General features: G+C 67.6%; 10 protein-coding genes. 6 read left to right on the top strand and 4 right to left on the bottom strand.

Annotated features, from left to right (window positions below):
• Positions 1-43 precede the first annotated feature (43 nt).
• The 6 genes from BLW27_RS11760 to BLW27_RS11785 are packed head-to-tail and all read left to right on the top strand — an operon-like array spanning position 44 to position 7,694.
• Positions 44-2,134, top strand: a complete 2,091-nt coding sequence (locus BLW27_RS11760; RefSeq protein ID WP_218141106.1) for an FAD-dependent oxidoreductase — start codon at positions 44-46, stop codon at positions 2,132-2,134.
• Between the two features lie 9 nt (positions 2,135-2,143).
• On the top strand, positions 2,144-3,319 hold the full coding sequence (locus BLW27_RS11765) for an acetyl-CoA C-acyltransferase (RefSeq protein ID WP_089883509.1): 1,176 nt from the start codon (positions 2,144-2,146) through the stop codon (positions 3,317-3,319).
• A gap of 60 nt (positions 3,320-3,379) precedes the next feature.
• The gene (locus BLW27_RS11770) at positions 3,380-4,576 is read left to right on the top strand and encodes an acyl-CoA dehydrogenase family protein (RefSeq protein ID WP_089883511.1); all 1,197 of its coding nucleotides are present in this window, start codon (positions 3,380-3,382) and stop codon (positions 4,574-4,576) included.
• A 1-nt stretch (position 4,577) separates the two neighbouring features.
• Entirely contained in the window at positions 4,578-5,702 is a 1,125-nt protein-coding gene (locus BLW27_RS11775) for an acyl-CoA dehydrogenase family protein (protein ID WP_089883513.1), read from the top strand.
• Positions 5,702-6,127, top strand: coding sequence for a PaaI family thioesterase (locus tag BLW27_RS11780; RefSeq protein WP_089883515.1), 426 nt, complete (start codon positions 5,702-5,704; stop codon positions 6,125-6,127). Before BLW27_RS11775 ends, BLW27_RS11780 begins: the two co-directional genes overlap by 1 nt.
• 49 nt (positions 6,128-6,176) lie before the next feature.
• The gene (locus BLW27_RS11785) at positions 6,177-7,694 is read left to right on the top strand and encodes a class I adenylate-forming enzyme family protein (RefSeq protein WP_245710852.1); all 1,518 of its coding nucleotides are present in this window, start codon (positions 6,177-6,179) and stop codon (positions 7,692-7,694) included.
• Positions 7,695-7,870: 176 nt separating this feature from the next.
• On the opposite strand, the gene BLW27_RS11790 is transcribed toward BLW27_RS11785, so the two are convergent.
• The 4 genes from BLW27_RS11790 to BLW27_RS11805 all read right to left on the bottom strand — a co-directional run bounded on the left by BLW27_RS11790 (position 7,871) and on the right by BLW27_RS11805 (position 14,341).
• Entirely contained in the window at positions 7,871-9,172 is a 1,302-nt protein-coding gene (locus BLW27_RS11790; protein WP_089883517.1) for a PQQ-dependent sugar dehydrogenase, read from the bottom strand.
• A gap of 131 nt (positions 9,173-9,303) precedes the next feature.
• Positions 9,304-9,912, bottom strand: coding sequence for a c-type cytochrome (locus BLW27_RS21685; RefSeq protein ID WP_245710853.1), 609 nt, complete (start codon positions 9,910-9,912; stop codon positions 9,304-9,306).
• Between the two features lie 130 nt (positions 9,913-10,042).
• On the bottom strand, positions 10,043-12,334 hold the full coding sequence (locus BLW27_RS11800) for an arginine/lysine/ornithine decarboxylase (RefSeq protein WP_089883519.1): 2,292 nt from the start codon (positions 12,332-12,334) through the stop codon (positions 10,043-10,045).
• Positions 12,335-12,523: 189 nt separating this feature from the next.
• Complete coding sequence (locus BLW27_RS11805) at positions 12,524-14,341, bottom strand: sigma 54-interacting transcriptional regulator (protein WP_245710854.1); 1,818 nt, start codon at positions 14,339-14,341, stop codon at positions 12,524-12,526.
• Between the last annotated feature and the right edge of the window lie 173 nt (positions 14,342-14,514).

The following is a 14,514-nucleotide window of genomic DNA, read 5'->3' on the forward strand; positions in this document are numbered from 1 at the left end:
TCAGGAAAACGCGGGGCACCCCGCACAGGAAAACGAGGACGACGTGACAGACAAGGTCCGCTACGAATTGATCGACGGGATGGCCGTCATCACCATCGACAATCCGCCAGTCAACGCGCTGGGCCACGCGGTCCGCGTGGGCCTGCTGGGCGCGATCGAGCGGGCCGCCGGCGATGACGCGGCACGGGCCACGCTGATCCTTGGCTCGGGCAAGCTGTTCCTCGGCGGGGCCGACATCTCGGAGTTCGGCAAGCCGCCGAAGGACCCTTGGCTGCCCGAGATCATCGCGAGGCTCGAAGGACTGTCCAAGCCGGTTGTCTGCGCGATTCAGGGCGCCGCGCTGGGCGGAGGGCTTGAGGTGGCGCTGGGTTGTCACTACCGTCTAGCCATGAAGGGCGCGAAGCTGGGCCTGCCCGAGGTCAATCTCGGCATCATCCCCGGCGCGGGCGGCACGCAGCGGATGCCGCGCGTGACCGGCGTCGCCGCCGCGCTCGAGCTCATCCCGGCCGGCAGCACGGTGTCGGCCGAACGTGCCGTCGAGATCGGTCTGGCTGACCGTTTGGCGACGGGCGATCCGCGCGAGGCCGGGCTGGCCTATGCGCGGGAACTGATCGAACAGGGTGCCGGACCACGCCCCGTGGGCCGGATGCCGTGCCCCGAGCACGGCGCGCAGGCCTTCGAGGAGGCGCGTGCGCTCTGGTCGAAGAAGAGCAGCGGCGAGGTAGCGCGGCTGGCGTCCATCGACGCCGTCGAGGCCGCGACCCGGCTGGCGATCGAGCCGGGCATGGCCGAAGAGCGCCGCATCTTCGACGAGATGATCAACACGCCGCAGCGCGCGGCGCTGATCCACGCCTTCTTCATCGAACGCAAGACCGCGAAGCTGCCAGAAATCGATGGTGTCGCGCCGCGCGACATCGCCAAGATCGGCGTGATCGGCGGCGGCACGATGGGCGCGGGCATCGCTACCGCTGCGCTGACTCGGGGCCTGGATGTGACGCTGGTGGAACGCGACGACGCCTCGGCCGAGAAGGCCGCCGGCACCATCGCCAGGAACCTCGACGGCGCGGTGAAGCGCGGCAAGCTGGCGCAAGCGCAGCGCGATGCGATCCTGAAGGATACCTTCCGCACCGCGACCGACTACGACGCGCTTTCGGGCACCGACCTTGTGATCGAGGCGGTGTTCGAGGACATGGACGTCAAGAAACAGGTCTTCGCCGAACTCGACCGAGTGATGAAACCCGGCGCGGTGCTGGCGACGAACACCAGCTACCTCGACGTGAACGCGATCGCGCGCAGCACGTCCCGCCCGGCGGACGTGATCGGGTTGCACTTCTTCAGCCCCGCCCACGTGATGAAGCTGCTCGAGGTCGTGGTCGCCGACGACACCGCGAATGACGTGACCGCGACGGCCTTCGCGCTGGCGAAGACGATGGGCAAGACCGCCGTACGCGCGGGCGTCTGCGACGGGTTCATCGGCAACCGCATCCTGTCGGCTTACCGCGCCGCGGCCGACCGCATGGTGCTGGCCGGCGCCTCGCCCTACCAGGTCGACCGGGCGGTCAAGGCCTTTGGCTGGCCGATGGGGCCGTATGAAATGGGCGACCTGGCGGGCCTGGACATCGGCTACGCCACCCGCCAGCGCAAGGCCGCCACCCGCGATCCGCGCGACGTGGTGCCGACTTGGGCTGACGAACTCTATCACCTGGGCCGGTTGGGCCAGAAGACCGGCCGCGGCTACTATATCTACGAAGCGGGTCAGCGCGGCGGGAAGGAAGACCCCGAGGTCGAGGCGCTCGTCGCCAAGGCCCGCGAAGCGCAGGGTGTCACCCCCCGGGACTTCTCGGACGAGGAGATTCAGCGCCGCTACATGGCCGCCATGGTGAACGAGGCCGCTCGCGTGGTCGACGAAGGCATCGCGCGCCGGCCGCTCGATGTCGATGTCACGTTCCTCTACGGCTACGGCTTTCCGCGCTGGCGCGGCGGGCCGATGCACTGGGCCGACACCGTGGGGCTGGCCGATCTGAAGGCCGACATCGAACGCTACGCCGAGGAAGACCCGTTCTTCTGGCAGCCCGCGCCGCTTCTGCAGCGGCTCGCATCCGAAAACCGCACATTCGCCAGCCTGAACGGCTGAGGAGGTCCAATGTCCGATCCCGTCATCGTCTCCGTCGCCCGCACCGCCATCGGCAAGGCCGGGCGCGGCAGCTTCAACATCACCCACGGCGCCGACATGGCCGGCCACGTCACGAAACACGCGGTCGAACGCGCCGGCATCGACCCGAAGATGATCGAGGATTCTATCTGGGGCTGCGGCTACCCGCAGGGCGTCACCGGGCGCAACATCGCACGCCAGGCGGTGATCCGCGCGGGCCTGCCGGTCGACATCGCGGGCACGACCGTCAACCGGTTCTGCGCCTCCGGCCTGCAGGCCGTGGCCATGGGCGGCCACATGATCGCAATGGAAGGCGCGAAGGCCGTGCTGGTGGGCGGGGTCGAGTCGATCTCGGGCGTGCAGCCGCCGCCTGACGAATCGCCCAACCCGTGGATCATGGAGCACAAGCCCGACCTCTACCTGCCGATGATCGACACTGCCGACAACGTGGCCGAACGCTACGGCGTCAGCCGCGAGGCGCAGGACGAGCTTGGTTACCAGTCGCAGATGCGCACTGCCGCCGCGCAGAAGGCCGGGCGCTTCGACGCCGAGATCGTGCCGATGGAGGTGGTCAAGAAGATCACCGACAAGGCAACCGGCGAAACCGCCGAGGTGACCGCGACGGTCGAGATGGACGAGTGCAACCGCCCGTCGACGACGCTCGAGGCGCTGCAATCGCTGAAGCCCGTGCGCGGCGAAGGCAAGTTCATCACCGCCGGCAACGCGTCGCAGCTGTCCGACGGCGCCGCGGCGCTGGTGATGATGGACGCCAAGGAGGCCGAGCGCGCCGGCCTCGAGCCGCTCGGCCGGTTCCGCGGCTTCGCGGTCGCCGGGTGCGAGCCGGACGAGATGGGTATCGGGCCGGTCTTTGCCGTGCCGCGCCTTCTGGAGCGTCACGGGCTGACGGTCGACGACATCGACCTGTGGGAACTGAACGAGGCCTTCGCCAGCCAGCTGCTCTATTGCCGCGACCGGCTGGGCATCGACAACGACAGGCTCAACGTCGACGGCGGAGCGATCGCCATCGGCCACCCGTTCGGCATGACCGGCGCGCGCACGACCAGCCACCTGCTGGTCGAGGGCAAGCGCCGCGGTGCCAAGCTGGGCGTCGTGACCATGTGCATCGGCGGCGGGCAGGGTGCTGCCGGGCTGTTCGAAATCTTCTGAGGCGCAGGCCTCCTCGGTCCGGGCATTTCTCCCGGCCGCAACCAAACGAAGGAGAGACCGATGGATCTCACCTATACCGACGAGCAGAAGGCGTTCCGCGACGAGGTTCGCGCCTTTCTGGACGACAAGCTGCCGAAGCGGCAGCGCGACAAGGTCGCCGGCGGCAAGCGGCTGACCAAGGCCGATTACGAGGAGTGGCATGCCATCCTCAACGAACGCGGCTGGCTGGGCGTGACCTGGCCGGCGGAGTTCGGCGGCACCGGCTGGGACGCCGTGCAGCGCCACATCTTCGAGGAAGAGACCACGCGCGCCCACGCCCCGCGCATCGTGCCTTTCGGTCTGAACATGCTCGGCCCGGTGCTGATGAAGTTCGGATCGAAGGCGCAGCAGGACCACTACCTGCCGCGCATCCTGAACGGCGACGACTGGTGGTGCCAGGGTTACTCCGAGCCGGGCGCGGGGTCGGACCTTGCCTCGGTCAAGACGACGGCTGTGCGCGAGGGCGACCATTACATCGTCAATGGCCAGAAGACTTGGACCACGCTGGGTCAATACGCCGACAAGATCTTCTGTTTGGTGCGCACGTCGAAAGAGGGCAAGCCGCAGCAGGGGATCAGCTTCCTGCTGATCGACATGGACTCTCCGGGCGTCGAGGTCCGTCCCATCGTGCTGATCGACGGCGAGGCCGAGGTGAACGAGGTCTGGCTGTCCGACGTGAAGGTCCCGGTCGAGAACCTGGTCGGCGAGGAGAACAAGGGCTGGACCTACGCCAAGTATCTGCTGACGCATGAACGCACCAACATCGCCGGCGTGGGCTTTGCGCAGGCCGGCCTTGAAAACCTCAAGCGCATCGCCGGGCTGGAAAAGGCCGGCGGGCGCCCCCTGATCGAGAACCCGTTCTTCGCGGCGAAGATGGCGCAGGTCGAGATCGACCTGATGGCGATGGCCACCACGAACCTGCGCACCATCGCCGCCGCGGCGGCCGGGCAGGCGCCGGGGGCGGAATCCTCGATGCTCAAGATCAAGGGCACCGTGATCCGGCAGGAGATCAACGCCCTGACCCGTCAGGCGGTCGGCCCCTTCGCCATGCCCTTCGTGTCCGAGGCGCTGGACGAAGGCTCGAACGTCGAGCCGGTCGGCCCGGATTACGCGCTGCCCGCGACGCAGGCCTATTTCAACAACCGCAAGCTTTCGATCTACGGCGGCTCGAACGAGGTGCAGCGCCAGATCATCAGCAAGACGATCTTGGAGCTTTGAGATGAACTTCCAACTGACCGAAGAGCGCCAGATGCTGCAGGACAGCCTGCGGCGCTACCTTGCCGACAGCGTCTCGCCCGAGATGCTGGCGCAGGCGACCACTAGCGCGGCCGGCCATTCCGAAACCCTTTGGAAGGGCCTGGCCGAGATGGGCGTGATCGGCGCGCTGTTCCCCGAGGACAAGGGCGGGTTCGGCGGCGCGGGGTTCGACCTGTCCGTCGTGTTCGAGGAAGTCGGCCGCGCGGGCGTGTTCGAGCCGCTGGCCGAGACAGGCATCCTCGCCGGCGGGCTGCTCGCAGAACTGGGCGGCGAAGCGCAGGCCGACCGCGTCGAGGCGATCATCGGCGGCGCGATCATCGGCTTCGCGCACAGCGAACCCGGCGCGCGCTACGATCTGGAGCACGTCGAGACCAAGGCGAAAAAGGACAGCGACGGCTGGCGCATCACCGGCCGCAAGAGCCTCGTCACCCACGCCGGCGTGGCCGAGGCTTTCCTTGTGACCGCCCGCACCGGCGGGGAAACGACCGAAACCGACGGCATCTCGGCCTTCCTGGTCCCGGCCGGCGAGGGCGTCGATATTCGCGACTACCCGCTGAACGGCGGCGGCCGCGCAGCCGAGGTGACGCTGGACGTGACCGTGCCTGCCGATGCGCTGATCGGCCCGGAGGGCGGCGCTTACGCGGCGATCGAACGCGCGGCCGCACGGGCGACATGCGCGCTCTGCGCCGAGGCGCTGGGCCTGATGGAAACCATCCGCGGCCTGACCGTCGACTACCTGAAGAACCGCAAGCAGTTCGGCCAGCCCATCGGCAAGTTCCAGGCGCTGCAGCACCGCATGGCCGACATGCTGGTCGAGATCGAGCAGGCGCGTTCGGCCGTGATCAACCTTGCCGGGCACGTCGATGCCGACCGGACGACCCGCGAACGGCATGTGAGCGCGACCAAGAACCTGATCGGCCGCGCCGGACGGCTGGTGGTCGAGGAGTCGATCCAGATGCATGGCGGCATCGGCATGACCGAGGAATACGCGCTGGGCCACCTGGTCAAGCGGCTGACGATGGTCGACCACCGCTTCGGCGACGCGGATCACCACCTCGAACGCTTCATCCGCCTCTCGGCCGCCTGATGGCCCTGATCGAGAACGAGACCGGCGCGCAGCGCACGCTTGGCTACGTCCTCGACGTCAGCCGTGGGGACGGGCGCGCGCGCTGCATGCTCACCGTGACAGAGGCGCATGCCAACCGTCATGGCGTGCTGCATGGCGGCATCGCGGCGCTGCTGCTCGACAACGCGATGGGGGCGACGGGCAGCCTGACGGTGGACGACACCGGGCGCACGCCCTTCCTGACGATCTCGCTGGCGACCAGCTTCGTCGGTCCCGCGCATGTGGGGCAGCGGCTGACGGCGACTGGGCAGGTGGCCGGCGGCGGCAAGTCGCTGCTGTTCATCGAGGCGCGGCTGGAAGCCGACGACGGCGCGCTGATCGCCACGGCGACAGGCGTGTTCAAGCGCGTCCCGCGCGAGAAGATGGACCGCGGAGGCGATGCGTGAGCCGCCGACCAAGTCCCGCGCATGCCCTTGGCGCAAGGAGGGACGCCAGATGACCGACTTCACCCGGATTCACCAGATGATCGCGGCCCATGCCCAGACGCGGTCCGACTCGATCGCCGTGATAGACGCGGACGGCAAGCAGGTCGACTGGGCGCGCTACGACGCCCTCGTCGAAGAGGCCGCGCAGCTTCTGGCGGTGCAGGGCGTCGGCGCGGGCGATCGCGTGCTGATCGTGGCCGAGAACTGCCTCGCCGTGGCGGTTCTGGTGATGGCGTGCTCGAAGCTCGACGCTTGGGCCGTGCCGGTCAACGCCCGCATGTCCGGGGCCGAGCTGGCGCGCATCCGCGACCACGCGCAACCCAAGCGCATCCTGTTCACCAGCCACGTCTCGAAAGAGGCCGCCGCGCATGCGGACGATGCCGCCGCGCATCCCTGCGTAACGTGCTTCGGCGCGCTCAGCATGGCCGAAGGTCCCGGCGGCGCGGCCGAGCCGACCGAGCCGGGGCGCGATCAGGTGGCGGTGATCCTGTATACCACCGGCACCACCGGCGATCCGAAGGGCGTCATGCTGACCCACGGCAATTTGATCTTCGCCGCCACCGCGTCGCGCGACCTGCGCAACCTGACGCCCACCGACCACGTCTACGGCGTGCTTCCGATGACGCATGTCTTCGGGCTGGCCTCGATGCTCATGGCCTCGGCGCTGACCGGCTGCACGGTGGAACTGGCCGCGCGCTTTTCGGCCGAGGCGCTCTACGACGCGCTCAAGCGCGGCGCGACGGTCGTGCCGGCGGTGCCGCAGATGCACGCGGTGCTGATGGCCTACGCCGCCAAGCATGGCCACGAGACGCTGGGCTCGGCGCGGCTGCGCTACGTCTCGTCGGGCGCGGCGCCACTCGATCCTGCGTGGAAGCGCAAGGCCGAAGCCTTCTACGGCCTGCCCTTGCAGAACGGCTACGGCATGACGGAAACCACCGCCGGAGTCAGCGGCACGCGCAACCCGATCGGTGATCCCGACACCTCGGTCGGGCCGCCGCTGCCGGGGGTCGAGGTCAGGCTGGACGAGAGCGTCGGCAACGAACCCGGCGTGGGCGAGGTGCTGACAAGCGGGCCGCACATCATGAAGGGTTATTACCGCAACCCCGCGGCGACGGCGCAAGCAATCACGCCGGACGGCTTCATGCGCACCGGCGACCTGGGCCGGATCGACCACGCAGGCCGCCTGCACATTGTCGGCCGGTCGAAGGAACTGATCATCCGCGGCGGCTTCAACGTCTATCCGCCCGAGGTCGAGGCGGCTTTGAATGACCATCCCTGCGTGGTGCAATCCGCTGTGATCGGCCGGAAGGCCGCCGGGGATGAAGAGGTGCTGGCCTTCTGTGTGCCCACCGCGCCAGGCGCCGTCGATGCCGAGACGCTGCGGGCCTTCGTGGCGGGCAGACTCTCGGGCTACAAGCGCCCGTCGCGCATCCTGATCGTGGACGCTCTGCCGGCCGCGGCGACGGGCAAGATCCTGAAGCACAAGCTGCTGGGCACGTTCGGTGCCGCCCTCGACGAAGTGAGCTGACGCAACGGGGCGGTGCCACGCGCACCAGGACCTTACTCGACGCGGCCTCGCGACCTTGGGAAGGTTCGTCTCGTGCGCGACGTCCCACTGGACGGAAAAAAAGTCACGCGCGTGGCGCGTGACGAAGCGGCCTTGGCCGGGATGCCGCGCCGCCCGAAGGCGGCGCGGCAGGCGGATCACTCGCCGCCGGGCGTGAGCTTGTGGATCATGCCTTCGTCCACTGCGGCATAGAGGCTGCCGTCTGGCCCGAGAACCAGCGAACGGAAGCGCGCGGGCTCCATCGGCAGGGTCATCTCGGTCACGTCGTTGACCGAGATCTCGCCCTCCTCGACGTTCAGGTCCATCACGTCGATGCGCTGGCCGATCGGCGTGCCGCCGAAGCCGATGCCCATGATGCCGACGACCATGTCACCGTTCCAGTCGCCCCATTGCTCGCCTTCCAGGAAGGCGGCCGTGGCGCTGCCCTGCGACCAGCCGTTGTTTTCCCAGATCGGAGGCATCGCGTCGGGGTAGGTCTCGAAGTCGGTCATCGGCATGAAGGCGGCGCGCTCGTAACGGTTCATGCCCTCGTTCTGGTTGGGCATGTAGCCGCAGTAATCGTCGGGGCATTCGCCGCGACCGGCCATGTTGTCACGCGGGTCCCAGCCGGCGTTGCCGCCGTTTTCCAGCACCGTGGTCTCGTCCGAGTGCCAGGGGCCGTGCTCGACCACGATGGCGTCGCCCGTTTCCGGATGGAAGGCGATGCCCTGCACGTTGCGGTGACCGTAGGTGTAGGTCCGCTGATCGAAGCCTTCCGGCGGGTTGTTGTCGGGATGTGCGTTGCCGTCCGTGTCGATCCGCAGCACCTTCGAACCCATCATCGTCGGGCTTTGCGGGATCTCGGGGTTGTGGTTGTCGCCGGTGGTCAGCCACAGCGCGCCCTCGGGACCGAAGCGCACGCGGCCGCCGTTATGCGCGCCGGGGCCGCCGAACGGGTGATCGGTGCCTTCCATCTTGTAGGGCACGTCGTCGACGATGTCGGTTCGGTTCGACACGTCGGTGAAGTCCTCGTTCACCTCGAGTCGCATCAGCCGGTTGGTGTGCGGGTCCGACATGTTCGACGTCGCGTAGACGTAGATGCGCCGGTTCTCGTCGAAGTTCGGGTCGACGGCGACCCCCATCATGCCGGCCTGGCCTTCGCAGAAAAGGTCGTCCGCGTTCGTGGGGTAGCCCTCGGTGTCGCCCATCCCCAGCAGCGTGTTGACCGAGCCATCGGGCATGCGCACGGACAGACCCTCGCATTTCTCGGTGAAGAACATCGTGCCGTCATCGAGGAAAGACATGTCCCACGGGTTGTCGAGATCGGAAATCACCACCTCATGCTCGAGGCTGGTGGTGTTCATGCCGGACTGGGCAAGCGCCGGCGAAGCGGCCACGGCCGCACCAGCCACGAGGGGCAGCAGGTAGGCCGCGGATGTATTGCGGAACGGGTTATGCATGGTGTCCTCCCTTAAGCATGTTTGCCGGGTGGCCCTGCGATCCTCGCGGTGCATGGCGCCCCGGATGGTCGAAACGTATTGCGCACTTCCGCTTCGGCAAGCCGATGGAGAAGGCGTCGGCCGTGGCCGTGTCAGTCGAAGGCGGTCGTGACGTAGGCCGCGAGGTTGACGATCTCCTCGTCCGACAGCGGCCGCGCGTGCGGGATCATCAGCATCGAGTTCGGCCCCACTCGCTCGCCCGAGCGATAGGTTTCGAGGCGGTCCACGATGTAGGCGAAGTCTTTGTCGGAAAGCCTGGGATAGCTCGCGATGCCCTGCGCCTTCGGCCCGTGGCAGTTGCGGCAGACGCCCTGGTAGGCCTCTTCCCCGGCGGCGACGTCGGCTGAAACCGGGATCTCCTTGGCCGCCATGTCGCCTTCGGCTGCCATCTCGCCTTCGGCTGTCTCCGTGCCGCCTGCCTCCGTGCCGCCTGTTTCGGTGGCCGCGCCACCCGCGGCCTCGGGCGCCGCAGCAGCGGTGCCTTCGCCGGCCGCCTGGCCGCTTCCGGATGCGGCGCCGCCGTCGCCTTCGACGGCGATCTGGCCGTCGCCCTGTATGACGATGGTCGCGTCGCCTTCGGCCACGACTTCGCCCGCTTCGTTGATCACGGTGATCGAGTCGCCGGTAACGGTGACTTCATCGGCTTGCGCCAACCCGGCAAAGCCGCAAGCAACGGCCGCCCCAAGCAATGCAGACTTCATTCGGTTCTCCTCGCCTTCGATGGGCCGGCCTTTCCCGGCGCCCGCCCCTGGCGCGGCCGCCTGTCTGGCGGCCGCCGGGCGGCTTCGAGGGTTAACCCTGACTCTGCCGGCGGGGTTCCGCCCGTGGCGCCTAGGTGGCGACGCAATCCGCGAAATACTGGACCACCCCGTCCTTGTCGATCTCCTGGACGAGGCCGTGGATGTCGATCTCGAAGCCGGGGCATTCCTTGGTGAAGGTCCGGTTGAAGTCGAGATACTCGACGATCTTGCGGTTGAAGACCTCGCCGGGGATCAGCAGCGGGATGCCCGGCGGGTAGGGGGTGACCAGGCTGGTGGTGATGCGCCCCTCGAGCTCGTCGATCGGCACGCGCTGGGTCTTGCGCTGCGCGATATGGGCGAAGGCGTCGCTTGGCTTCATCGCCGGGGTGTGGTCGCCCAGGTAGATGTCGGTCGACAGCCGCGCCACGTCGTACTTCTTGTAGAGCGTGTGCACGTGCTGGCACAGGTTGCGCAGGCCGATGCTCTCGTAGCGCGGATGCTTGGCGCTGAACTGCGGCATCGTGCGCCACATCGGCTGGTTCTTGGCGTAATCGTCCTTGAACTGCTGCAGGGCCGTCAGCATCGTGTTCCACCGGCCCTTGGTGATGCCGATCGTGAACATGATGAAGAAGCTGTAGAGCCCGGTCTTCTCCACCACGACGCCGTGCTCGGTCAGGAACTTGGTGACGATCGAGGCGGGGATACCGGTCTCGTCGAACCGCCCGTCGAGGTTCAGCCCCGGCGTGATGATCGTGGACTTGATCGGGTCCAGCATGTTGAAGCCGGGCTCGATCCGGCCGAAGCCGTGCCAGGTGTCCGCGCTGCCCTTGCCCTGCGCGAAATCGGCCTCCGACTTGCCCAGCACCCAATCCGAGGTCTCGCCGATGCCTTCCTCGGCCATGGACTCGGGGCCCCAGACTTGGAACCACCAGTCGTCGTCGCCGAACTCCTCGTCGACCTTGCGCATGGCGCGGCGGAAATCCAGCGCCTCGGCCAGGCTTTCCTCGACCAGCGCGGTGCCGCCCGGCGGCTCCATCATCGCGGCGGCCACGTCGCAGCTGGCGATGATGCTGTATTGCGGGCTGGTCGAGCTGTGCATCAGGTAGGATTCATTGAACAGGTGGCGGTCGAGCTTGTGCTCCTGGCTGTCCTGCACCAGCACGTGGCTGGCCTGGCTGATCCCGGCCAGCAACTTGTGGATCGACTGGGTGGCATAGGTGACGGACTTCATGGGCCGCTCGCGCTTGCGCCCCATGGCGTGGTAGCCGCCGTAGAACGGGTGGAACGCCGCGTGCGGCAGCCAGGCCTCGTCGAAATGCAGGCTGTCGATATGCCCGTCGAGCTGGCCCTTGATCGTGTCGGTGTTGTACAGCACCCCGTCATAGGTCGACTGGGTCAGCGTCAGGATGCGCGGCCGGACCGTGTCTGCATCCACGTCCTTGAGCAGCGGGTTGGCGCGGATCTTCTCGCGGATCGAGTCGATCTCGAACTCGGATTGCGGGATCGGGCCGATGATGCCGTGGTGGTTGCGCGTGGGCTTCAGGAAGACCGGCACCGCGCCCGTCATGATGATGCTGTGCAGGATCGACTTGTGGCAGTTGCGGTCGACCACGACCACGTCGCCCGGTGCCACGCTGTGGTGCCAGACCATCTTGTTCGAGGTCGAGGTGCCGTTGGTCACGAAGAAGCAGTGGTCGGCGTTGAAGATCCGCGCCGCGTTGCGTTCCGACGCGCCGATGGCGCCGTCGTGGTCCAGCAGCTGGCCCAGTTCGGTGACCGAGTTGCACACGTCCGCGCGCAGCATGTTCTCGCCGTAGAACTGGTGGTACATCTGTCCGACGGGGCTTTTAAGGAACGCGACGCCGCCCGAATGGCCGGGGCAGTGCCACGAATAGGACCCGTCCTCGGCGTAATCGAGCAGCGCCTTGAAGAAGGGCGGCTGGATGCCTTCCAGATAGCCCTTGGCCTCGCGGATGATGTGGCGCGCGACGAAATCGGGCGTGTCCTCGAACATGTGGATGAAGCCGTGCAGCTCGCGCAGGATGTCGTTGGGCAGGTGGCGGGAGGTCTTGGTCTCGCCGTAGACGTAGATCGGCACGTCCTCGTTCTTGCGCCGCACCTCCTGGATGAAGTTACGCAGATTGACGACCGCCGGGTCGAGGTCGGGGCCGGGGCTGAATTCCTCGTCGTCGATCGACAGCACGAAGGCGCTGGCCCGCGATTGCTGCTGCGCGAACAGCGACAGGTCGCCGTAGCTGGTCACCCCCAGCACCTCGAAGCCTTCACGTTCGATCGCGTCGGCCATGGCGCGGATGCCCAGCCCGGACGAGTTCTCCGAGCGGAAATCCTCGTCGATGATGACGATGGGGAAACGAAACTTCATGGTCTTCTCCTGCGTGCAAGCGGCCTGCGAGCCCAGTGATGGCCGCAGATCGCGGCCGGGTGCAATGCCCTCCTGCGCACGACCGCGCGAGATTGCCGGTTCGCGTAGCGGGGCCGCGCCGGCGTCGAAGGAGCGGCTTGCCGCCCGTCGCTGGGGATTGCGCGACGGCCTGTCAAAACTCCGGAGCGGTCATGCGGTTCCGTCCCGGGCGCCAAGCGCCGCGCGGTCGATGCCGAACTTGCGCATCCGTGAGTAGACCGTGGTCGCGGGAAGCCCGAGCATTTCCGCCGCGCCGGCCGCGCCGGAGACGCGGCCGCCGGTTTCGCGCAGGCAGGCGATCAGGTTGTCGCGGATCATCTGCTGCATTTCCGCCTCGGGACGGAAGCCGTCGGTGCCGCGCCGCGCGTTCGTGGTGTCGGCGCCAAGCTCGACCACCAGCTTGCCGCCCTTCGACACGATCGCGCCGCGTTCGACCACGTTGCGCAACTCTCGCACGTTTCCCGGCCAGTCGTACTCGACCATCGCGCGCATCGTGCCCTCGGTGATCACCGGCACCGGGCGGTTCAGCCGCCGACATGCCAGGTCGAGCATATGCGCGGCAAGCGCGGGGATGTCCTCGCGCCGGTCGCGCAGGGGGCGGCAGTGGATCGGGAAGACGCTGAGATGCAGCAGCAGGTCCTCGCGCAGGCGGTCCTGGGCGACCGCGCGGTCCGGATCGGTGGTCGTCGCCGCGATCACCCGCAAGTCCAGGCTGCGCGCCCGGGTGTCGCCCAGCCGCGTCACCGCGCCGGCAGTCAGCGTCTGCAGCAGGCGCCCCTGCACCTCGGAGGGAAGCTCCTCGACGTCGTCCAGGAACAGCGTGCCGCCATGCGCCAGTTCCAGCCGGCCGGGCCGGTCCCGCAGCGCGCCGACGAAGGCGCCGCGCATCTGGCCGAACAGTTCGGCCTCGACCGCGTCCGGCGCGACCGAGCCGCACTTGAAGTGGATGAGCGGCCGCTTGCGCCGCGCGCTGTCCTTGTGGATGGAGGTCGCCACCAGCGCCTTGCCGGTGCCGGTCTCGCCGGTGATCAGGACGGTGGCGTCGGTTTCGGCCACCAGTTCGACCCTGCGGACAAGCTGCCGGATCGGCGCCGACGTGCCGATGATGTCGTGATGCGCGCGTTCGGTCGTGATGGTTTCCTGCAGGTAGGCGTTTTCCTGCTCCAGCCGGTCGCGCAGCGCCGCGACCTCGTCCAGCGCCTCGCGCAGCTTGCGCTCGTTCTCCTTGCGCTCGGTGATGTCGCGGAAGATCACCACCGCGCCCACCAGCACCTTCTGGTCGTAGATCGGGGTCGAGACGTACTCGACGCGGATCGGCTTGCCGTCCTTGCGCCAGAACACCTCGTCCTCGATCCGGTGGACCTGCTCGAAGCGGAACGAGCGATAGATCGGGCAGTCATGCGCGGCGTAGACGTCGCCGCTGAGATGGTGGTGATGGATCTTGGAGTGCATGTTCTCGCCCATCAGGTCCTCGGACGTCCAGCCCAGCATCTCCTGCGCCGCGCGGTTGACGAAGGTCGCCTCGCCCTGGGCGTTCACGCCGTAGATGCCTTCGCCCGCCGCGTTCAGGATCAGCTGGTTTCCACGCTCGAGCTCGGCGAAGAAGGTCTGCGCGCGCTTCCATTCGCCCAGGCCCGCCCGCTGCAGCGCGCTGGCCTCGATAACTTCGGCGCGGCGGGCGAGTTCCGACAGGTCCAGCAGGACCAGCAACAAAAGCCCGGGCTCGTCGGGCAGCAGCCGTGCGCGCAATTCCAGGCCCAGCCCCTCGCCATCGGCATTCGACAGCCGGACCGATCGGGTCCAGGCCTCGGACCGGTGTTCGACTTCCTGCAGAAAGACCAGGAACCGGGGCATCGACCGCCCGACCAGACGGGAAAACGCAGGCGGATTGCCTGGTTCGATCGCCAGAAGTCCGGCAGCCGCGCGATTGGCCGACAGGATGCGGTCCGCGCGAAGGTCCAGAAGCATCGCCGCCTGAGGCAGGACCGAGAGCAGGGAATCGAGTGAGGCGCGACTGTCTTGCATTGAAGCAGGTTAGCCAGCCGGCCCGAGTGCGCGAAAACGAAAAATCGTAATTCGCGAAATATCATAACGATCGCCACAGCGAGGAACTGACAAGCCATTGCGAAAAAAAGACTTTT

This window comes from Citreimonas salinaria, assembly GCF_900107235.1.
GTDB classification, from domain to species: Bacteria; Pseudomonadota; Alphaproteobacteria; order Rhodobacterales; family Rhodobacteraceae; genus Citreimonas; species Citreimonas salinaria.

Bases quoted from the DNA above. Each gene is read 5' to 3' on its own strand.
- BLW27_RS11765 (WP_089883509.1), top strand. From the start codon at position 2,144: ATGTCCGATCCCGTCATCGTCTCCGTCGCCCGCACCGCCATCGGCAAG.
- BLW27_RS11785 (WP_245710852.1), top strand. From the start codon at position 6,177: ATGACCGACTTCACCCGGATTCACCAGATGATCGCGGCCCATGCCCAG.
- BLW27_RS11805 (WP_245710854.1), bottom strand. From the start codon at position 14,341: ATGCTTCTGGACCTTCGCGCGGACCGCATCCTGTCGGCCAATCGCGCG.
- BLW27_RS11790 (WP_089883517.1), bottom strand. From the start codon at position 9,172: ATGCATAACCCGTTCCGCAATACATCCGCGGCCTACCTGCTGCCCCTC.
- BLW27_RS11775 (WP_089883513.1), top strand. From the start codon at position 4,578: ATGAACTTCCAACTGACCGAAGAGCGCCAGATGCTGCAGGACAGCCTG.
- BLW27_RS21685 (WP_245710853.1), bottom strand. From the start codon at position 9,912: ATGAAGTCTGCATTGCTTGGGGCGGCCGTTGCTTGCGGCTTTGCCGGG.
- BLW27_RS11770 (WP_089883511.1), top strand. From the start codon at position 3,380: ATGGATCTCACCTATACCGACGAGCAGAAGGCGTTCCGCGACGAGGTT.
- BLW27_RS11800 (WP_089883519.1), bottom strand. From the start codon at position 12,334: ATGAAGTTTCGTTTCCCCATCGTCATCATCGACGAGGATTTCCGCTCG.
- BLW27_RS11780 (WP_089883515.1), top strand. From the start codon at position 5,702: ATGGCCCTGATCGAGAACGAGACCGGCGCGCAGCGCACGCTTGGCTAC.